A 20,148-nucleotide genomic window follows, 5' to 3' on the forward strand; every position below is an offset into this window, starting at 1 on the left:
GAGGATGCTGCCCGCCCCCCTGACCATGGAGGTACGCCGGGGCGCCGTCGCCCAGCTCGGCGTCCTCCTGGCCGACAGCAGGGTGGCGACCTCGGGTCGCGTGGCCGTGGCGGTGGGCCCCGGCCAGGGTGACCTCATCACCGACCTCATCGCGCCGACCCTGCGCGAGGCCGAGGTGTTCCGGGTCGCCGACGGCTCGGTCGACGCGGCCGTCGCCCTCGGCGGCCAGCTGCGCAAGGGCGCCTACGAGGTGGTCGTGGGGGTGGGCGGAGGCCGCACCATCGACGCCACCAAGTACGCCGCGTCGCTGGCCGGCATACCGATGGTGGCCGTGGCCACCAACCTGTCGCACGACGGGATCTGCTCGCCGACCGCGTCCCTGGTCTACGACGGCGGCAAGGGCACCTTCGGGGTGCCGATGCCGCTGGCGATCCTGGTCGACCTGGACTTCGTGCACGCCGCGCCGGAGTCGCTGGTGCGGGCCGGGGTGGGCGACGTGGTGAGCAATCTGTCGGCGATCGACGACTGGCAGCTCGGCAACATCGAGCGGGGCGAGCCGTTCGACGGGCTGGCCTGCTCGATGTCGCGGACCGCCGCCGAGGCGCTGATCGGCAGGAACGACTCCATCGAGTCCGACGCCTTCCTCACCGTGCTGGCCGAGTCGCTGATCCTGTCCGGAATGTCGATGGTGATCGCCGGCTCGTCTCGGCCCGCGAGCGGTGGAGACCATGAGATCCTTCATGCCGTGGATCAGCTCTTTCCCGGCACCTCCAACCACGGCGAGCTCGCCGGGATCGGTGCCGCCTTCTGTTTCTTCCTGAGGGAGGACTCCTCGAAGACGACCCGGATCGTCGACTGCCTGCGGCAGCACAAGCTGCCGGTCACTCCAGGTGACATCGGGCTGAGCAACGAGCAGTTCACCGAGGCCGTCGTCCTGGCGCCCTCCACCCGGCCAGGGCGCTTCACGATCCTCGAGCACCTGCGTCTTTCGGAGAACGAGGTTCGTGGGCGGGTGGCGGACTATGTCCGGGCCTTCGGTAGCTGAGCTGAGGGCGGTCGCTCAGCCCGAGGGGCACCTTGAGCGCCGCAACGGCGAGCACTGGGCCGGCGCGCTCTACATGCGCAGGGTCTCGATCTACGTCACCTGGGCGATGACCAAGACGCGGGTCACGCCCAACCAGCTCACCTGGCTGATGACGCTGGCCGGGATCGCGGCCGGTTTCGTGCTGGCCCTGCCCGGCCTGTGGGCCGTGCTGGGCGCCGTGCTGCTCATCCAGGTCTACCTCCTGCTCGACTGCTCCGACGGTGAGCTGGCTCGGTGGACGGGCAAGACCTCGCTGGCCGGGGTCTACCTCGACCGCGTGGGCGCCTACTTCACCGAGGCCGCGCTGCTGGCCGGGCTGGGCTGGCGGGCTTCCGCCGTCCTTCCCGACTGGTACACCGTGATGGGCTTCGCCGCCGCGCTCGGCGCGATCCTCATCAAGGCCGAGACCGACCTGGTCGACGTCGCGAGGGCCAAGGGGGGCCGGTTGGCCGCCACCGAGGAGTCGGCCGTGCAGTTCCGCTCCGGTCTCCTCGGGCTGGGGCGGCGGATCCTGGGCGCGACGAGGTTCCACCGGATCGTGCAGCCGATCGAGCTGTCCCTGCTCGCCCTCGTGACGGCCGTCATCGACCTGATCACCGGTGACCTGGTCGCCACCAGGGTGCTCGTGGTCGCCTGCCTGGTGGCCGCCGGGCTCCAGATGGTGCTGCACCTGGTGAGCATCCTGGCATCGAGGCGGCTTGCGTGATCTCATGTCGGAACCGGCAGGGCTCGGCTGTCGTCGTATTGGTGGGACGTCCGCCGTTCGGTGGGGGTTCACCATCGGTTCCGATACGCTTGGCTCACCCAATATCAGGAAATATGCAATCCAGCAGACTCGGTGATCATGAAAGAATGCTCCGCCCGTGCTCTCGACGCGTCAAGGCGATGACCCGTTGAAGATCTCGTGCGTCATCCTCACCATGGGGAACCGGGTCGCGGAGCTGAACCGGGCGGTCGAGTCCGCGCTTCACCAGATCGACGGCGACGTCGAGGTGGTGATCGTGGGCAATGGGGCCGACGTGCCCGGGGTGTCGGCGACGCCACCCGCAGGCTCGGCGGCGACCGTGAAGACGATACGCCTGGAGCACAATACCGGCATTCCCGCGGGGCGTAACCGCGGCGTCGAGGAGTGCTCGGGCGACGTCGTGCTGTTCCTCGACGACGACGGCTGGTACGCCAACCAGAAGGTGGTCGCGCACGTCCGCGACCGCTTCGCCACCGAGCCGGACCTCGCGGTGATCTCCTTCCGGGTGATGGACCCGGAGGGCGGCATCGGGCAGCGGCGGCACGTCCCGCGCCTGCGCGCCGGGGACCCGCAGCGGTCCTCGCCGGTGACGACGTTCCTGGGCGGCGCCAGCGCGATCAGGCGCTCGGCGTTCCTGCAGGTCGGCGGGCTCCCTGAGCAGTTCTTCTACGCTCATGAGGAGACCGACCTGGCCTGGCGGCTGCTCGGTGAGGGCTACCGGATCGAGTACGACGCCAACACCGTCATGTACCACCCGCAGGTGCCGCCGACCCGGCACGCGCAGTTCTACCGGCTCAACGCGCGTAACCGGGTGTGGCTGGCCCGCCGCAATCTGCCGTGGCCGCTGGCCGCCCTGTATCTGGTCAACTGGGTGGTGCTGACCTTGGTCAGGGAGCGGTCCGGGGTGGCGCTGAAGGCCTGGTTCCAGGGCTTCGTCGAGGGTCTGCGCAACCCCGCCGGAGAGCGCCGTCCCATGGCCTGGCGCACCGCCTGGCGCATGGTCAAGCTGGGCCGCCCGCCGATCGTCTGACGCCTGCTCAGAGCGCCGTCGCCGGACCGAAACTCATCGCCGCCTGGCAGGTGACGGTGAGCAGCGGCCGCTTGGGCAGGCCCAGCTCGCTGAGCTCCTTCGCGATCGGATGGTTGCCCAGGCGGATCATGCTCCCGCCCGGGCGGGCCCTCAGCGAGCGCGTGGTCATCGTCCAGGGGATCCGGCGGGTCACGCCGTCCCGGTGCGTGTACGCCTCGGCGGGGATGCGCGTGGCCCCGGGCAGGGGGACACCCGGCCGGGTCAGCAGGTCGATCACCAGACGGTCGTCCTTGCGCAGCAGACACCGCTTGTACGGCGAGCCGAGCCGCAGCTCGATGTCCGCCAGCTCCTTGGGAAACCCCCAGATCGCGCGCCCCGCCTCCATGGTGAACCCCTGGTCCACGGGCAGCCAGTGCACGAACACCCCCGCCCGCCACAGCTCCGACACCGAGGCGGGGCCGGACATCTCCGGCGGGCGGACCAGGAAGGCGACGCCGAACTCGTGGTAGGCGTCCAGGTCGCTGTCGGTGTAGTCGATGAACACCAGCGCGCAGACAGCCTTGCCGGGAATCGCCTCGGCCACGTCGAGACCCGAGTAGGCGATCACCGCGCGGGCCGCGTCGGCCCTGACGGCGTACATGGCGCCGCCGACGGTGGCCTGTCTCACCCGCACGGGCAGGATGATCTCCCGCCCCTGGATCAGATGCGCTGCCATGCCCCCCAGTACATCAACCCGTGACGCGAACGTCGATGTGACCTCCGGCATCCCCGCACCGTCTGGTGGGATATGACCGTTCGATATGCACGGAGGGGACCATCGCCGGCCGGATCGAGGACCTCTACCGCGAGCACTGGCGACTGGTGTGCGGATTCCTGCTCCGCCGGACCCGCGACCCGCATCTCGCCGAGGACCTCGCCCAGGAGACCTTCGTCAAGGCGACCCGGGCGCTGCTCGGCTGGCGCGGCGAGAACGCGGCCGCCTGGCTGCTCACCATCGCCCGCAACACCCTCATCGACCACGTCCGGCGCGGCCGAGCCGAACTGCCGCTGCCCGACCCCGACGAACTGGGCGTGCCCTCGCTGGACGTCGACGCGATCGCCGTACGCGAGACGCTGGAACGGCTGCCCGCGCAGCACCGCAAGCTGCTCAGGCTCGTCTACTTCGAGGGCTTCTCGCTGGTGGAGGTGTCCGCGATGACCGGACGCTCGCCCGCGTCGATCAAGACCGCCGTATGGCGGGCGCGCGCCGCGTTCGCCGACCTCTATGGAGCGCACCGATGACCGACGACCTGCCCGACCTGCCCGACTTCGACGAGCGCAGGACCCGCTGGGCGGTACGGCGCGGCCTCCTGCGCACCGCCACCCTGGTGATCGCGATCCTCGTCGCGGTGACCGTGCTCTCCACCCTGGGCTCCCGCTGGATCCAGCAGCGCGGCGACCGTGAGGACCGGATGCTCGACGTGCTCGGCCAGGCCCTGCAGATCGCCAACCCCGGCTACGTGATCGTCCAGGACGAGTGCTGCGACACCTCGCTGACCTCGATGGGGTTCAAGGTCGCGATCAGGCCGCTGCGGGCTCACGGCGGGTTCTTCGTCGGCGGCTCGTTCGCCGACCGGACCTTCGACGTCGAGCAGAGCCTGTTCGGCCGGGTGAAGTCGCCGCCGATGGGCTACGCGACCGAGACGAGCCTCACCTACGGCCTGTACAACGTGGGGACGGGCAACCAGCCCAAGGAGCAGAGCCGCAAGGTCCTGGCCCGGTTGCCCGAGGACATGAACGCGCTGGCGGTGGTGGAGTTCGCCAAGCCGCTGACGGTGGAGGAGGCCCAGGCGTTCCGCCTGCGCCACCAGGTCTCGCCCACCCGGGTGGTCTACGAGAACCGGCCCAGGGCGACGCCGATCACGTGGGGCGTGGGCGACTTCCCGACCCCGATGCCGAAGGATGAATCGGAGGTAGCCGCGGACTTCGCTCTTGAGCTGAAGGGGCTGCGCGGCTGGGTGGCGACGCTGCGGGACTACGACGAGGCGAACCTGCGGCCGTTCGGCCTGGACCTGGCCAGGTTGCGCAAGGTTGCGGCGGACGGGCTGGCCTACGCGTACGTCGACGAGCTGGTCACCGTCAAGAAGCTGCGCGAGCTGATCGAGGACCCGCTGGTGCGCACCGTGCGGGTGGCCGACCTCAGCTACGACCTGGAGCGTCCCTGACCACGTACTCCGGCCGCCGCCCGCGCTGCCCCCGGCCCTCGGGGGCGGCGGCCCACCCCTCCAGGAGCGCCACGAACCGGGGCGCGTGGTCGGGCCAGTGGTGGCTGAGCCGAGCCTCGGCGTGCCCCCGCCCGCCGAGAGCCGCCCGCCGTACCGGATCGTTCTTCAGGTCCAGGACGGCCCGCAGGGCCGCGTCCACGTCCCCGTACGGCACGACGACCCCGCAGCCCGCCTCCTCGACCAGCCCGGCCCCGCCGGGAGTGGTGACGACGGGCAGGCCGCGCCCCATGTAGTCGAGGATCTTGGCCGGCGGTCCCAGGCCGCCCGGATGACCGAGCGACAGACCGGCGAGCGCGCCTTCGGCCATCCGCACGGCGTGCCGGTGCGGCACGTACCCGTACCAGTCGAGCAACCCCACCCGCTGGGCGTCCCGCAGCAGCGTCCTGGCCTCCGCGTCGGCCTCACCGAGCAGATCGAGCCTGACCCCGTACGGCACCAGCCGCTGCGCCAGGTCGATCAGCTCGTTGACTCCGTGCTGGGCCGTCAGCCGCCCGAGGTGCACCACCCGCCCCTGCCCCGGCGCGACCGGGGCCCCGCTCACCAGCGTCCCGTCGGGCACCACCGCATGCGTCGCCGCCCCTGTCGCGTGGCGGCGGATCACATGGTGGTGGCAGAGGGCGCGGGATTCCAGGATGCGGCCGAGAGGGTCGGTCGACGGGGCGGGGAGGTCCAGCACGACCGGCGGATGCCGGAAGGGCAGCGCGAGCAGCAGACCGAGGTCGTGCAGCAGGAGCAGGTCGGAGTCACCGGAGGCGCGGCGCAGTGCCGTACGGGCCGCTCGGAGGGAGCGGCCGAGGCCGGCGGCGCGTGGCACGTCGATCGGGGTGATCGGCGGGGCCGGGGTGACGTTGCAGTGTGTGAACGGCGCGACGTAGGTCACCTCGTGGCCCGCGTCGAGCAGCGCCCGGATCTGCCGGTGCAGAATCCGGGCGTCCTCGGGGTGGTGGACGGTGGTGGCGACGCATACCCGCATGTCCTCGATGCTGCGCGGCGTGTCCGTCGGCGGCGTGAATGCGGGCGAAACTACCGCTTAACTTCCCGAAGGCCGCCGGTAGAGCCAGGTGAGGCGCGGTTCGAGGACCCACTTGAAGATCGTGCGGGTCTCGGGCAGGCACAGGACGATCGCCAGCGCGAAGCCGCCGGACGCGATCGCCAGCGCGCCGAGCGGGCCGTGCAGCCACGGGAAGTCGAGCCATCCCTGGTCCTTGGCGATCAGGACGGGGATGCCGTGCAGCAGGTAGGCGTACAGGGTGCGGGTGCCGAGGTCGGAGTACCAGGTCTCGCCGCGCGGGATCAGCGCCATCACCGCCGCGCACATCGCCAGCGAGGCGAGCAGCAGCGCCGTGCGCAGCCCCAGGCCCATCCACCAGGACAGGTCCATGTCGGCGTAGCTGGCCTTGAAGTAGAACGGGTCCAGCGGCGCCTTGGGCGCGATGAAGATGGCGACTCCGGCGGCGCCGACCAGCGTCAGGACCGCCAGGACCTTGACCCACACCCGGTTGAGCAGCTCGAAGTGCTCGGGCTGCAGGACCAGGCCGATGACGAAGAACGGGAGCAGGCCGAAGAAGCGGTCCATGCTGAAGTCGCCGGAGATCTGCGAGAACCCGGCGAACAGGTAGGCGGCGATCGCCACCGGCACCGGATACTTCATCCGCTTCCACACCGGCGCCGACAGCCGCCAGAACAGCAGCGCCAGCAGATACCAGTTGAGCCAGGACGGGTCGATGATCGTGAGGCTCCACTTCTGCCCCAGGGCGGAGCGGAGCGCGGCGTAACCCACCTCGACGATGATGTACGGCACGACGAACGTGTCGACGAGCTTGTTGGTCTTGGCGTTGGAGTTCCAGAAGTTCCTGGACAGGTAGCCGCTGATGACCACGAACAGCGGCATGTGGAAGGTGTAGATGAAGATGTAGAGCGCCCGGTTGGAGTCGGCGTTGAGCGTCGGCACCAGCGCGTGCCCGATCGGCACGAGCGCGATCAGCACGAACTTGACGTTGTCGAGATACGGCTCGCGCTTCTTCTTCGGCGGCGACGCAGGTGCCTTCTCCGCCTGTTCCACGGGCGGGACGGCGTCGGCGGCCGGGCTTCGCAGGCTCGGCTCGGTCCCGGTGCCCGTCTCGGGGCGGAGGGTCGGACGCGTCTGAGTGTCCGTCTGGGGGCGCAGGCTGGGATAGGTCTGCGCGTCGCCGGGCGGCTGCAGCGCCGGGTAGGTCTGGGCATCGCCGGGCGACCGCAGGTTCGGGTAGGTCTGTGAGTCCGTCTGCGCCGCGGGCGGGTGCTGCCCGTCCTCGGCCCCCGTCGTCCCGGCGGCCTGTCTGTCCGCGTCGGGGCTGAGTCCATCGCTGCCCGTCGAGGCCGATGCCGGGAAAGAAGATCGGGTGTCACTCACGATGGGAGACGCTCAGCTAACTCTCGGGGCTGGGGATCGTCGGACCCCGCGCGCGTGGCCAGCCGCGTCGCCGACGCGACAACCCTAGCCCCGATTGGGACCGATGTCGCGGCGGGGACGGGGGAAAGGGCGGTTTACACAGGGAATTCAGAGTTTGTCTAGGAGCAGATGTTCTTGGTGTCGGCGGTGACGGCCGAGTCCTTGATGGCCTCGGGAATCTCGGTCGAGGCCTTCACGCCCTTGAAGTCGTCGCCCACGATGAGCTGCAGCACCGGCGGCTGGCCGTCTCCTCCCTCGGCGGGCGGGGGCGTCGCGGAGGCGCCGGTCCAGGTGTAGACCTCGGTGCTGCTCGGCTTGAGCTTCCCGGCGCCCGGGGTGACCTTGGTCAGCAGCTTGCCGTTCACCACGTCGGTGTAGTCGAGGGCGTCGGTCGCCTTCTTGGCGTACAGCAGCTTGGTCTTGGCCGCGCCGGCGGCGGGTGGGGGCGCGTTGCCCACGCCGACCACCTGGAAGCCCTGCTCGCTCAGCGCGTCGGCGACCTGCTTGGCCTTGCCCTGCGTCGTGGTGCCGTTGAGCACCTGGACCTTCACCTGGTGGGGCTTGAGCGCCACCTTGGGCTTGGTGGAGGCCGAGGCGCTGGGGGACGGCGTGGGGATGTCGACGTCGCTCTTGATCGCCTGGAAGAGCTTGGGGGCGAGCGTCGGGTTCCAGACGACCCTGGCCTCGGGCTTCTCCGGGTCCGGGATCCACGGCACGGTGATGAACTTGACGCCGCTGGCGGTCAGCGACTTGGCGCTCTGCGCGATGTCCAGGAGCTTGCTCGAGTTGCCGGCCAGGTCCTTGTCCATGGTGACGGAGGCCGCCGCGGAGTTGATGAAGTCGACCAGCTTGATGGGGTTGCCGAGCAGGTCGCCGCTGGTGGCCTTCTTCACCACCTGACTGAGGAAGATCTGCTGGCGCTTGATCCGCTGGATGTCGCTGCCGTCGCCGTAGTGGCGCAGCCGTACGTAGCCGAGGGCCTTCTCGCCGTCGAGGGTCTGGCGGCCGCGGGGGAGCTGGAGCTTGGACGCCTTGTCGTTGACGGGGTTCTTGAGGCAGATCTGGATGCCGCCGAGCGCGTCGACGATGTTCTTGAACCCGCTGAAGTCGACCTCGACGAAGTGGTCGATGCGGATGTCGGTGAGTGTCTCGATGGTGGTCATCGTGCAGGCGATGCCGCCGGCGTTGTAGGCGGCGTTGATCATGTCCCGCCGGGGCGGCATGATCTGGGTCTTGTTCGTCTCGTTCTTGCACTGCGGGATGTCGACCATCGAGTCGCGCGGGAAGCTGATGAGCGTCGCCTTGTCGCGGGTCGGCGAGATGTGCATGAGGATGATGGTGTCGGTGCGCTTGCCGGCCTTCTGGCGGGCGAGCTCCTGGCCGTACTTCGCGTTGCCCTTGCCGTCGCGGGTGTCGGAGCCGACGATCAGCACGTTGAGCGCGCCGGTCAGGTTCGCGGGGCGGGCGTTGACGATGTCCTTGTTCGGATCCTCGGTGCGGACGTTGCTGAGCGCGCTGCGGAACAGCGTGTAGCCGGTGAGCGAGACGATCACGAAGACGCCGGTGACCGCGATGCTGACCCAGGCGAGGACCCTGGACTTCTTCTGGCCGTCGCCGCCCTTGGCGGCGCGGCGGCCATGCGAGGGCACACTGCGGTGCTCGCTCATTCGATACCCCCACCATGACGGCCCTGCGCATACATCATGGTCGGGCTCATCGCGGCCTCCTCGTCCGGAGATTCGGAGCCCGCCGCAGGCCGACTCTGACGATCGCTCATCGCGCCACGAGACTAAGTCACGTCAAGTGTGCTTGGCACCATGATCGGCGTTTTCTGCCGTGACCCGGGCGTGATGATCCAGCCTCAGAGCATACTCAGAACCGGACATTTCATGGAATATTCTCGTTCAAAACTTTACGTCCGGAACTCAGAGCCGCCGCGAGGCAGGCCAGCGGCACGGCCGGCAGCACGTACCGGTAGTCGAACTCGGCCACGGCCGGCGGCACGACGAGCAGCGTGACCGCCGTGGTCCAGGGCAGCAGCCAGTCCCCCCGCCAGGTGCGCCGCCGGATCGCCACCACCGGCGGGACCAGCAGCACGACCAGCAGCACCGTGCCCGGCAACCTGACCACGTCCTGGTAGCCGCGCATCACCCCGGCGAACGGCTCGACGATCTCGGTGCCGATCGCCCCCCGCTCGTACCGCACCGCGGACGCCGCGCCCGCCTGCGCCGGATAGCGCCCGGGAGGGCCCGGCGGGACCGAGGGGAACTGGTAGTAGGCGTAGACCTCGTGGTCGGGATAGACCGGACGGCCCCAGGTGAACGAGCGCACGAACTCCGACAGCGCCGAGCCCGCGAAGTCGAGCGGCTGGCTCCTGATGGCCAGCATCGCGAACCGCCCGGCCAGCTCGTCGTTCTGCCGGGAGAAGGTGATGCCGGGCAGCAGGACCAGCGGGGAGTCGCGGCTCCAGACGTACTCCTGCGAGGGGGGCCGCCGCTCCGGCGGCGTCGGGTCGCAGAGCACGGCCAGGTCAGGTGGTGGATCCATCTCGGCGCAGTCGGCGAAGGACATCGTGCGGGCGTAGAGGAAGACGCCGTTCGCGCCGACGATGCCGACCCGCTGGTACGTCGAGTAGAACCAGGCGCCGTAGGCGATCACCGGGACCAGCGCCGCCGCCGCCAGGATTCCGGCCAGGGCGATGCGCCCGCGCAGCAGCAGCCAGGCGCCGAGGATCACCAGCAGCGGCTGGCCGACGGTCCTGGTCAGGGTGGCCGCGGCGAGCAGCAGGCCGATCGCGACCGCCGTACGCCAGGTGAGATCCTTGCGCAGGCCCAGCACCACCGCCGCGACCACCAGGAACATGAACAGCGTGTCGGAGACCAGCAGGTGCTCCAGCTCGATCTGGTACGCGTCGAGCAGCACGGGCACGGTCGCCAGCGTCGCCGCCCACCTGGGGGCGCGTTGCGCGGCCAGGTAGACCAGGACGCCGGTCGCCAGCCCGAGCAGATGCTGGACCCCCACGATCAGCGCGAAGCTGTGGAACGGCTCGAACAGCTTCATGAACATCGAGTAGCCCGCCGGCCGCACCAGGTCGGGGCGCGGGTGCAGGACCGTGACGACATAGGTGTAGGAGTCGGGGAACCACAGCGCCGGCTGGTAGCCGAGCATCGTGACCAGCCGCAGCAGCGCTCCCGCGGCCAGCACCCCCAGGAACCAGCGATGCCTCCTGGCTCCTTCGCGTACCGCCGCCTTCACCCGTGCTCCATCCCTGTTGGACATCAGCGGGTACGCTACCGGGCTCCTTGGATACGCTCACGACCGTGCCGTGGCTCGATCGGACGCGCAGGCCCTCGGCGGGCATGGTGCTCGCCGTGCTCTCACTGCTGCCCGTGCTCCTGGTGGCGGGCTGGCTGCTGGCCGGGCTGCCGCTGCTGCTGTTCGGCGTCTACGCGCCGCTGCCGGCCGTGCTGCTCGGCGGGGCGGTGATCGCGCTGCTCTGCGTGGTCGCGCTGCGCCACCTGCCGGAGAGCCTCGACGCGAGCGGGTGGCAGGTGGGCGGGGTGGTCGCGGTCGCGGCCGGCTCGGGCGTCTTCAACGTGCTCTTCCACTCCGAGCAGCTCATCGTCCGCCGCGACCCCGCCACCTACGCGCAGTACGCCATCTGGATCGCCGAGCATGGCTCGCTGCCGATCCCCCGGCAGGAGGCGGCCTTCGGCGGCGCCGAAGCGGTGCTGCGGTTCGACAGCGTGGGAACCTTCGACTGGCAGGGCGCGGTCGTGCCGCAGTTCATGCCGGGGCCGCCGCTGCTGTTCGCGGCCGGGGACTGGCTGGGTGGGCTGCTGGTGGCCCCCGCCGTGCTCGGCGCGCTGGCCGTGCTGACCGTCGGCGGCGCGACCGCCCGCCTGGCCGGGGCGCGCTGGGCGACCGTCGCCGCGCTGGCGTTCGCGGTGAGCCTGCCGATCCTCTACACCTCGCGGACCACGTTCAGCGAGATTCCGTCGCTGATCCTGCTGTTCGGCGGCATCAGCCTGATCCACGACGCGCTGGCCAGGCTGCGTGACCCGCGCGCCCGCGTCGCCGCCGCCGGGCCGCTGGTGGCCGGGCTGGCCGGGCTCGTGTTCGGGCTGGCCGTCCTGGTCAGGATCGACGGCCTGCGCGACGTCCTGCCGGTGCTGGCCTTCGCGGGGGTGCTGGTCGCGCTGCGCCGATTCGGGCGGGTGGAGGGGCGCGCTGGGGTGCCGCTGCTGGCGGGGCTGGTCGTGGGCGGCGGGCTGGGCTTCGCCGCGGCGGGGCTGCTGGCCGCGCCGTACCTGAAGTATCTGTCCGGTTCGGTGCGCCCGCTGCTGCTGATCTGCGCCGCCGTGCTCGCACTCACCCTGGCCGGTACGGCTCTCGCCCCCCGCCTGGCCACGCTGCGCCTGCCCCGGCGGCTGCCCGAGATCGGCGCCGGGCTCGTGGTGCTGGTCATGGTGGGTCTCGCCGTACGGCCGTGGGTGCAGGACGTCACGCGTCAGCCGGTGACCCCGGATGACGTGCGCACCTACGAGTTCATCCGCCAGGTCGAACGCAGCAACGGCCTGCCCCTCGACGGCACCAGCCTGTACTTCGAGGACTCCCTGTACTGGGTGATCTGGTACGTCGGCCTGCCCGTCGTGATCTTCGCCACGGTCGCGGCGGCGCTGCTGGTCAGGAGGATGCTGCGGGGCGGCGAGCTCGGCTGGCTGCTGCCGCTGGCGATGATCGGCTGGACCACCGTCACCACCCTGCTGCGCCCCGAGATCACCCCCGACCAGCCCTGGGCCTCCCGCCGCCTGGTCCCCCTGGTCATCCCCGGCCTGATCATGCTCGCCGCCTGGTTCCTCGGCTGGCTCCACGACAAGACCCGCCGCCTCAGGTACGGCCCGCGCCTCCAGACCGCCCTCGCGGCCCTCGGCACCGTCCTGATCCTCATCCCCCCGGCCGTCACCTCCATCGGCACGGCCTTCACCCCGATCGAACGCGGCGAGAGCGCGGCGGTCGAGGCGATGTGCGAGAAGATCCCGCCGAACGCGTCGGTCCTGATCGTCGAGCGGGTCACCGGCGACCGCTTCACCCAGGTCGTCCGCGGCATGTGCGCCACCCCCACCGCCCAGGTCCGCCACGGCACCGGCACCGACACCCCGGCCGAGGTGGACGTCGACCGCCTGATCAGCAAGATCCGCGAAACCGGCCGCATCCCGGTCCTCCTGGCCGCCGAGTCCTCCCAGCTCACCCCCTACGGCACCCCCGACCACATCCTGGCCCTCGTCACCCGCCAGGACGAACGCTCCCTGACCACCCCCCCGGACGGCACCTGGACCCTCAAGGCGAACGTGTGGATGACGATCCCGGACTGAGCAGGCGAGTTGACCGGGTGAAGTGGTGATCGAGATAGTTTGCCCGTGAATTTAGGCGCGGGAATGCGGCGTGTGCTGTTGGTGGCGGGGATGGCCGTGGTGACGACCGTCGCGGCGGCCGGATCGGGGTTCGCCGGCGAACGGGGCGGGCCGCTTCCGCCGCCGAAAGCTCCGTGGCCGACGGAGGGGATCTTCTCGGTATACCTGTGCAAGGGCGACGGCTCTTCGAAGGCTTGCGGGAACAAGGGGATCACTCCCGCGCAGCGACGGGCGGCGGGAGCCAGGATGCGGGCCATGCCCGAGGTGAAGTCACTCAGATTCGTGTCCAGGGACGAGGCGCTGACGCGCTTGCACATCACACTCGACGACTCGGCCGCCGAGCAGGTCGTCAAGACGGAACTGCGCAAGATGCCCGGCGCGGACAGCGTCAGCGCCGGCAGCTCGAACTGATGGAACCGTCGGCGCTCGCAGTCGAGGAGAAGCGGCTGCGAAGGCGGAGGTGGTGGGTGCCCGCCCTCGTGGGCGTGGTTCTGCTCGCCGCCGCGGGGACCGGGGGATGGATTGTCTACGACCGTTTCCGCGGGCCGTTGCCGCCGCCGCCCGAGCCTTGGCCCAATGCCGGAGGCTTCACCGCGTTTCTGTGCGCCGCCGACAGTCCCTTCGAGCACTGTGACGGCAAGGGGATCACGGACGAGCAGCGGCGGGCCGTCGAAGCCGCGATCAGGGCGATGCCTGAGGTGACCTCGTTCGAGTTCGAGTCCAGGGCCGAGGCGTACGCGACCTTCCTCGAGCAGTTCAAGTCCGACCTCACGTTGGGGACCGTCGCGGAAGAGAGCGACATGCCGGAGTCCTTCCGAGGGGAGAGCCGGGAGGTGACCAAGGGCATGATCGAGCAGATGAAGGCACTGCCGGGAGTCAGTCAGGTCTTGACCTACCGCCGCAATTTCTGGAAGGGGAAGGCGGACTTGATGATCTTGCTGTGTGCGAGGAAGACGGAGGCCGAGGAGTCGAAGTGCCGAGGGCGTGGTGTGCCGAGCGAGTCGGAGAGGACTGCCGTGTACCAGCGGCTGCGTTCCATCGACGGCGTCGGCTCGATCTACTTTCAGGATGCCGCGCACTACGCGAAACACCAGGGCATTTTCTTCTCGTTCGAGGCAAGGCGGAGCCCGTCCGGCACAGGAGCCACAGCGTTCCATGTCGTCCTGGATGATCGCGCCGCCGCGCAGGTCGTCAAGGCTGGTCTGGCGCGGATGCCGGGGGTGGAGGATGTCGTCGATGAGCGGCAGTGGTAGCGGGATGCGCCACCGGCGGATCAGACCGGCCCATGGCGATGTGGGTTCAGGGTGTGGCGGGGCAGAGTACCCTCGACCGACGTGAGCATGCCTGAGCCCCCCGAGACTGGAAGCACTGTGGAAGCTACGCCGTACGTCACGATCGTCCTGCCCTGTTACAACGAGCAGGATCATGTGATCGACGAGGTCGAACGCATCTGCAAGGCGATGGATTCGAGCGGCTACAGCTACGAGCTCGTCGCGGTGGACGACTGTTCCGGCGACGAGACCCTCGCCCGCCTGGAGGAGGCCGCGCCGCGGTTCCCGCACATGCGGATCAGGGCGTTCCACCGCAACGGCGGCTCGGGCACGGTACGCAGGATCGGTACTCAGGAGGCGCGCGGCGAGATCGTCGTGTGGACCGACGCCGACATGACGTACCCGAACGAGCGCATCCCCGAGCTGGTCCAGATCCTGGAGAAGGACGCCACGATCGACCAGGTGGTGGGCGCTCGCACCACCGAGGAGGGGTCGCACAAGCTGCTCAGGGTGCCGGCCAAGTGGTTCATCCGGAAGGTGGCCGAGCGGCTGGCGGGGCAGAAGATCCCGGACCTGAACTCGGGGCTGCGCGCGTTCCGCAAGTCGGTGGCCAGGCCGTACCTGAGGCTGCTGCCGCCCGGGTTCTCCTGTGTGACGACGATCACGCTGTCGTTCCTGTCGAACCAGCACGACGTCTACTACCTGCCGATCGACTATGCCAAGCGGGCGGGCAAGTCGAAGTTCAGCTTCGTCTCCGACGCCTACCGGTACATCCTGCAGGTGCTGCGGATGGTGATGTACTTCAACCCGCTCAAGGTGCTGATGCCGCCGGCCATCTGGCTCGTGGTGATCGGCCTGGTCAAGGGCGTGGTGGACATCGTCCGGTACGGGTTCTACCTCACCAGCAACACCATCGTGATCTTCCTGTCCGGTCTGCTGATCGGCTCGGTCGCGCTGCTCGCCGACCTCATCGTCCGGTCGAGGGACTCCTGACGTGCGGATCGCCGTCGTCGGCCCGACCTTCCCGTACAAGGGTGGCGGCGCCCAGCACACCACGGAGCTGGCGCACCGCCTGAGCGCGGCCGGGCACGAGGTGGTGATCGAGTCGTGGAAGGCGCAGTACCCCTCGTTCCTGTACCCGGGCCAGCAGACGATCTCCGCCCCGGAAGGCGTCCCGTTCCCGGGCACGCGGCGCGTACTCGACTGGCGGCGGCCGGACGGGTGGCTCGCCTGCGGCCGCCGGCTCCGCTCGGCCGACCTGGTGATCCTGGCCGTGCTCAGCCCGGTGCAGGTCCCCGCCTATCTCGGCATCCTGTACGGCCTCGGCCGCAGAACCAGGACGATCGCCCTCTGCCACAACGTGCTGCCGCACGAACGCAAGCCGTACGACCGGCCGCTCATGAAGGCTCTGCTGAAGCGGGTCGACGAGGTGCTGACGCATTCGGCGCAGCAGGCCGAGTTGGCGCGCGGGCTGGCGGACCGGCCGGTGCGGGTGGCGGCGCTGCCGCCGCACCTGCCCTCGACCAACGGCTCCACGGGGTCGGCCGAGGTGCGCCGGAGGCTGCTGTTCTTCGGGATCGTGCGCCCGTACAAGGGGCTCGACCTGCTGTTGCGCGCTCTGCCCGACGGGGTTTCGCTGACCGTGGCGGGGGAGTTCTGGGGCGGGCTTGAGGCGACCGAGGCGCTGGTCGGGGAGCTCGGCATCGGCGATCGGGTGGAGCTCAGGCCGGGGTATGTCGCGGCGGAGGACGTGCCGGAGCTGTTCGCGGCGGCCGACGCGCTGGTGCTGCCCTACCGGAACGCCACCGCCAGCCAGAACGTCTGGCTCGGCCACGAGCACGGGGTGCCGGTGATCGCCACCCGGGTGGGCGCGCTGGCCGACCATGTGACCGACGGCGTCGACGGGCTGCTGGTCGAGCCGGGTGAGGTGGAGGCGCTGCGCGAGGCGCTGGTGAGGTTCTACGCGCCCGGTGAGCCCGAGCGGCTGCGCGCGGGAGTGAAGGCCGTGGACCCGGAGCCGCACTGGGCGGCCTACGCGGAGACGTTGCTCGGCGCCTGAGCGGGCGTGCGGCCGAAGGCGAACGCGGCGCCCGCCAGCGCCAGGTCGGCGAGGGTGAACGCCAGCCGGGACACGATCGCCGCGACCAGCGCCTGCGGGACGCCGACCAGCGGGCCGAGCACCAGCACGATCGCCCCCTCGCGGACTCCCACGCCGGCCGGGACCACGAAGGTGAGCAGGCCCGACGCCCAGGCGAAGGCGTAGGCGCCGGTCGCGACCAGGTACGGCGCGGGGTCCCCGGCGACGAGCCAGAGGTGCAGGCCGTACACCAGCCAGCCGAGCACGGACCAGGCGGCGGCGACCAGCACGGTCCTGCCGGGCAGCACGCCGTCCAGCGGGTCCTTGCGGGCGATCCGCAGGGCCAGGTTGAGGCCCCAGGTGAGCACCTTCGGGTGCAGGCAGACGATGATCACGGGGATGAGCAGCAGCAGGTACCAGGCCTGCCGGAGCACCTGCTGGCCCGCGAGCGTCGCGGCGGCGACGGACAGCGCCGCGCCCAGGTTGATCACCAGGGACAACGAGATGCAGGCGAAGGTACGGCGGGGCGGGCTGCCGTGGTCGCGGCCCAGCTCCATCATCGCCGCGTACGCCCAGACCGAACCCGGGATGTACTTGCCGAGCTGGCCGACGAACATCACCCGCCCGGCGGTCCTGAGCGGCAGCGGCGAGCCGAGCCCGGCCAGCACCCGGCGCCAGGCCAGCAGCATGCAGAGCTGCCCGGCCAGCACGGCCGCCAGCGCCCCAGCGATGGACCAGGGCGACAGCCGGGCCAGCGCGGCCGTGGTCTCCGTCCAGTTGCGGGCGAGGCCGTAGCCGAGGAAGCCGAGGGCGATGAGGGCGAGGAGTACACGCAGCGACCGGCGGAGCACTCGCTCAAAGTACGCCGAACACGACCTCGTGACCACCGGGACGTGCCAGGGGTGGGTACTGTTGTGGGCCATGGGCAGGCAGCGCGTCGCACAGCTGGAGTACTCCGAATTCCAGTCGGCGATGCTGGACGAGGCGAAGCGGCGGCGCAAGGCCGCGAAGATCATCGCGGTGCTGGAGCACTTCCACGGGCCGCTCGGCGGGAAGACCGTCGGCGACGTGGGCTGCTCGGCCGGGTTCATCGCCGACGAGCTGGCAGGGGCGGGCGCGGCCCGCACGCTGGGCATCGACATCGACGTGCCGGGGCTGCGCAAGGCGGCCGACCGGTTCGGCGAGCGGGTGGCGTTCGTCTGCGGCGACGGCACCGCGCTGCCCTTCCCCGACGGCTCGATCGACGTGCTGGTGTTCAACCACATCTACGAGCACGTCGTCGACCCTGATGCGGTGGTAGCCGAGATGCACCGGGTGCTGTCCGAGGACGGCGTGCTCTACCTGGGGCTCGGCAACCGGCTGGGCATCATGGAGCCGCACTACAAGCTGCCCTTCCTGTCCTACCTGACGCCCGTGCTCGCCGACCGCTACGTGCGCGCCTTCGGCAGGGCCGACCACTACTACGAGCGCTTCCGCACCCGGGGCGGGCTGCGCAGGATGACCCGCGCCTTCGAGGTGTGGGACTACACGCTGCCCGTGCTGGCCACCCCGGCCAGGTTCGCGGGCGGCGAGCTGTTCCCCGGCGCCCTGGGCAGGATCGCCCAGTCGGTGCTCGCCCGCACGCCGCGGGCCGTGCTCAAGCTCGTGCTGCCGCTGGTGCCCACCTACCTGTGGGTCGCCACCAAGCGCCCGCGCCGCCCGGCGGGCCCGTCCTTGCCGCAGCCGCCGGAACGCGTGTGAAGCGCGCCGTCAGGATCGTCTTCCTGCTGGTCGCGCTCGGCTTCGGAGCCTGGGCGGTGGCCAGGCAGTGGGACGCGGTGACGGCCGGTTTCGCCCGGCTGACCTGGCCGATGCTGGCCGGGTCGCTGGTCGCGGTGATCGCCGCGCTGCTGGGCGCCATGCTCACCTGGCGCACCCTGCTGGCCGACCTCGGCTCGCCGCTCCCGCTCCGCCCGGCCGCCAAGGTGTTCTTCGTCGGCCAGCTCGGCAAGTACATCCCCGGCGCGGTGTGGCCGCTGCTCGCGCAGATGGAGATGGGCAAGGACCTGGGCGTGCCGCGCTCGCGCAGCGCCGCCGCGTTCTTCCTGATGATGCCGATCCAACTGGCCAGCGGTCTGCTCGTCACGCTGGTCACCCTCGGCTGGGACAGGTACGGCTGGCTGCTGCTGGTCATCCCCGTGCTGGCCGTCCTGCTCGAACCCAAGGTGATCAACGGGCTGATCGGGTTCGGGCTGCGCAAGCTCAAGCGCGAGCCGCTGGAACGCCCGCTGACCAGGCGCGGCATGCTCACCGCCCTCGGCTGGGCCCTGGTCGGCTGGCTCGCCTACGGCGTGCACCTGTACTTCATCCTCGCCGACATGGGCACGAGCGCCGATCTGATGTTCGCCGTCGGCGCGTTCGCCCTGTCGTGGTGCCTGGGCATCATGACGTTCGTCGTCCCCGCCGGGGCGGGGGTGCGCGAGGCGGCCATGGTCGTCGTGCTCGCGCCCGTCCTCGACGCCGGTCCGGCCATCGCCGTGGCCCTCTGCTCCCGCATCGTCATCATCGCCGGCGACCTGATCTGCGCCGGAACCGCGGGCGCCGCCGCCCGTCGATCGGTCGATCGCCACTCCGTGTGATTCAGCCCACGTTTTCCGGAGCGTCTGGTCGTAAGGTGGACGACGGAGGGGGCCGCAAGGTCCCACGTCGATCTTGAGGGGAGAGATCTACGTGACACCTCGAGTGCTCATCGACGCCGCGGCGGTCCCTGCGGACCGTGGCGCGCAGATGAGATACGTGGACGGGCTGATCGCCGGCCTGCAGCGGGCGGGCGCCGACCTGGTGGTGGTCTGCCAGCGGGCGGACGCCGAGCGGTACTCCGCGCTGGCGCCCTCGGCGAGGATCATGGCGGGGCCGGTGTCGATCACCAACAGGGCCGCGCGGCTGGCCTGGGAGCAGAGCAGCCTGCCGCTGCTCGCCCGGCAGGCGGGCGCCCAGGTGATCCACGCCCCGCACTACTCGATGCCGCTCGGCTCCGGGCTGCCGACCGTCGTCACCGTCCACGACGTCACCTGGTTCACCGAGCCCGAGCAGCACGACGCGGTCAGGGCCGCCTTCTTCCGCTCGGCGACCCGCACCGCCGTACGGCACGCCAGGCGGGTGATCGTGCCGTCGAAGGCGACCAGGGACGAGCTGGTCAGGGTGCTGGCGGCGGACCCGACCCGGATCGACGTCGCCTACCACGGCGTCGACCTGGCGATCTTCCACCCGCCCAGCGACGCGGAGGTGGCCAGGGTGGCGGGGCGGTGCGGGCTGCACGGCCAGCCGTACGTGGCCTTCCTCGGGGCGCTGGAGCCGCGTAAGAACGTGCCGAATCTGATCAGGGGCTTCGCCAGGGCCGTCGAGGGGCTGCCCGAGCCGCCCGCGCTGGTGCTCGGCGGCGGCATCTACGAGGACGACGTGGACGCGGCGGTCAACGAGGTGGCGGCCACCGTCCGGGTGATCAGGCCGGGCTACCTGTCCTTCGCCGACCTGCCGGGCTTCCTCGGCGGGGCGCTCGTGGTGGCCTTCCCGTCCAGGGGCGAGGGCTTCGGCATGCCGGTGCTGGAGGCGATGGCCTGCGGCGCGCCGGTGCTGACCACGCACCGCACCTCGCTGCCGGAGGTGGGCGGCGACGCGGTGGCCTACACCGAGCCGGACGCCGACAGCATCGCCGCGGCGCTGGGCCGGCTGCTGGCCTCGGGCGAGCGGCGCAAGGAACTGGCGGGCGCCGGGCTGGCCAGGGCACGCGAGTTCACCTGGGACGCCTCGGCCGAGGCGCATTCGCTGTCCTATCAACGGGCGGTCGAATAGT

The 20,148-nt window shown here is 70.6% G+C and carries 19 protein-coding genes; 13 read left to right on the forward strand and 6 right to left on the reverse strand.

Translation table 11 applies throughout. The features are described 5' to 3' along the window. Positions 1-4: 4 nt before the first annotated feature. From ABZ911_RS01815 to ABZ911_RS01825, 3 genes are all read left to right on the forward strand, one after another. Entirely contained in the window at positions 5-1,045 is a 1,041-nt protein-coding gene (locus tag ABZ911_RS01815) for an iron-containing alcohol dehydrogenase family protein (RefSeq protein WP_358051427.1), read from the forward strand. Further along, positions 1,023-1,790, forward strand: coding sequence for a CDP-alcohol phosphatidyltransferase family protein (locus ABZ911_RS01820; RefSeq protein ID WP_358050446.1), 768 nt, complete (start codon positions 1,023-1,025; stop codon positions 1,788-1,790). The genes ABZ911_RS01815 and ABZ911_RS01820 overlap by 23 nt, the downstream gene beginning before the upstream one ends. Before the next feature lie 187 nt (positions 1,791-1,977). Beyond that, entirely contained in the window at positions 1,978-2,859 is an 882-nt protein-coding gene (locus ABZ911_RS01825; protein ID WP_358051429.1) for a glycosyltransferase, read from the forward strand. A 7-nt stretch (positions 2,860-2,866) separates the two neighbouring features. On the opposite strand, the gene ABZ911_RS01830 is transcribed toward ABZ911_RS01825, so the two are convergent. Further along, on the reverse strand, positions 2,867-3,574 hold the full coding sequence (locus ABZ911_RS01830; protein WP_358050449.1) for an acetoacetate decarboxylase family protein: 708 nt from the start codon (positions 3,572-3,574) through the stop codon (positions 2,867-2,869). Positions 3,575-3,639: 65 nt separating this feature from the next. Between ABZ911_RS01830 and ABZ911_RS01835 the strand changes: the two genes are divergently transcribed. Further along, positions 3,640-4,140, forward strand: a complete 501-nt coding sequence (locus ABZ911_RS01835; protein WP_358050452.1) for an RNA polymerase sigma factor — start codon at positions 3,640-3,642, stop codon at positions 4,138-4,140. Next, on the forward strand, positions 4,137-5,063 hold the full coding sequence (locus ABZ911_RS01840; RefSeq protein WP_358050455.1) for a hypothetical protein: 927 nt from the start codon (positions 4,137-4,139) through the stop codon (positions 5,061-5,063). The genes ABZ911_RS01835 and ABZ911_RS01840 overlap by 4 nt, the downstream gene beginning before the upstream one ends. Here the strand turns inward: ABZ911_RS01840 and ABZ911_RS01845 are convergent. The 4 genes from ABZ911_RS01845 to ABZ911_RS01860 form a co-directional block, all read right to left on the reverse strand. After that, positions 5,038-6,096, reverse strand: coding sequence for a glycosyltransferase (locus tag ABZ911_RS01845; RefSeq protein ID WP_358050458.1), 1,059 nt, complete (start codon positions 6,094-6,096; stop codon positions 5,038-5,040). The genes ABZ911_RS01840 and ABZ911_RS01845 overlap by 26 nt on opposite strands. Positions 6,097-6,153: 57 nt before the next feature. Further along, positions 6,154-7,515 (reverse strand): acyltransferase family protein, encoded by a 1,362-nt coding sequence (locus tag ABZ911_RS01850; RefSeq protein ID WP_358050461.1) that lies wholly within the window; start codon positions 7,513-7,515, stop codon positions 6,154-6,156. A 158-nt stretch (positions 7,516-7,673) separates the two neighbouring features. Next, positions 7,674-9,221: an LCP family protein gene (locus ABZ911_RS01855; RefSeq protein ID WP_358050464.1), complete on the reverse strand. Its 1,548-nt coding sequence runs from the start codon at positions 9,219-9,221 to the stop codon at positions 7,674-7,676. Positions 9,222-9,441: 220 nt separating this feature from the next. Then, positions 9,442-10,833 carry a hypothetical protein gene (locus tag ABZ911_RS01860; RefSeq protein ID WP_358050467.1) on the reverse strand — a complete coding sequence of 464 codons (1,392 nt, stop codon included), beginning with the start codon at positions 10,831-10,833 and terminating at the stop codon, positions 9,442-9,444. A 41-nt stretch (positions 10,834-10,874) separates the two neighbouring features. Here ABZ911_RS01860 and ABZ911_RS01865 point away from each other — a divergent pair, with 41 nt between their 5' ends. The 5 genes from ABZ911_RS01865 (at position 10,875) to ABZ911_RS01885 (ending at position 16,298) form a co-directional block, all read left to right on the forward strand. Beyond that, complete coding sequence (locus ABZ911_RS01865; RefSeq protein WP_358050470.1) at positions 10,875-12,929, forward strand: hypothetical protein; 2,055 nt, start codon at positions 10,875-10,877, stop codon at positions 12,927-12,929. 63 nt (positions 12,930-12,992) lie between these two features. Next, positions 12,993-13,379 (forward strand): permease-like cell division protein FtsX, encoded by a 387-nt coding sequence (locus ABZ911_RS01870; RefSeq protein WP_358050473.1) that lies wholly within the window; start codon positions 12,993-12,995, stop codon positions 13,377-13,379. A 56-nt stretch (positions 13,380-13,435) separates the two neighbouring features. Then, positions 13,436-14,221, forward strand: coding sequence for a permease-like cell division protein FtsX (locus ABZ911_RS01875; protein WP_358050476.1), 786 nt, complete (start codon positions 13,436-13,438; stop codon positions 14,219-14,221). 87 nt (positions 14,222-14,308) lie between these two features. Continuing rightward, complete coding sequence (locus ABZ911_RS01880) at positions 14,309-15,232, forward strand: glycosyltransferase family 2 protein (RefSeq protein WP_358051430.1); 924 nt, start codon at positions 14,309-14,311, stop codon at positions 15,230-15,232. 1 nt (position 15,233) lies between these two features. Next, on the forward strand, positions 15,234-16,298 hold the full coding sequence (locus tag ABZ911_RS01885; protein ID WP_358050479.1) for a glycosyltransferase family 4 protein: 1,065 nt from the start codon (positions 15,234-15,236) through the stop codon (positions 16,296-16,298). On the opposite strand, the gene ABZ911_RS01890 is transcribed toward ABZ911_RS01885, so the two are convergent. Further along, positions 16,271-17,167, reverse strand: coding sequence for a lysylphosphatidylglycerol synthase transmembrane domain-containing protein (locus ABZ911_RS01890; protein WP_358050482.1), 897 nt, complete (start codon positions 17,165-17,167; stop codon positions 16,271-16,273). The two genes, ABZ911_RS01885 and ABZ911_RS01890, sit on opposite strands and share 28 nt — an antisense overlap. A gap of 70 nt (positions 17,168-17,237) precedes the next feature. Between ABZ911_RS01890 and ABZ911_RS01895 the strand changes: the two genes are divergently transcribed. The 3 genes from ABZ911_RS01895 to ABZ911_RS01905 all read left to right on the forward strand — a co-directional run bounded on the left by ABZ911_RS01895 (position 17,238) and on the right by ABZ911_RS01905 (position 20,147). After that, entirely contained in the window at positions 17,238-18,056 is an 819-nt protein-coding gene (locus ABZ911_RS01895) for a class I SAM-dependent methyltransferase (protein WP_358050485.1), read from the forward strand. After that, positions 18,053-18,934, forward strand: a complete 882-nt coding sequence (locus tag ABZ911_RS01900; RefSeq protein WP_358050488.1) for a lysylphosphatidylglycerol synthase transmembrane domain-containing protein — start codon at positions 18,053-18,055, stop codon at positions 18,932-18,934. Before ABZ911_RS01895 ends, ABZ911_RS01900 begins: the two co-directional genes overlap by 4 nt. 91 nt (positions 18,935-19,025) lie before the next feature. Beyond that, positions 19,026-20,147 (forward strand): glycosyltransferase family 1 protein, encoded by a 1,122-nt coding sequence (locus ABZ911_RS01905; RefSeq protein WP_358050491.1) that lies wholly within the window; start codon positions 19,026-19,028, stop codon positions 20,145-20,147. The last annotated feature ends 1 nt before the right edge of the window (position 20,148 follow it).

The sequence above is a fragment of the Nonomuraea sp. NPDC046570 genome (assembly GCF_040645915.1).
Classification (GTDB): Bacteria; Actinomycetota; Actinomycetes; order Streptosporangiales; family Streptosporangiaceae; genus Nonomuraea.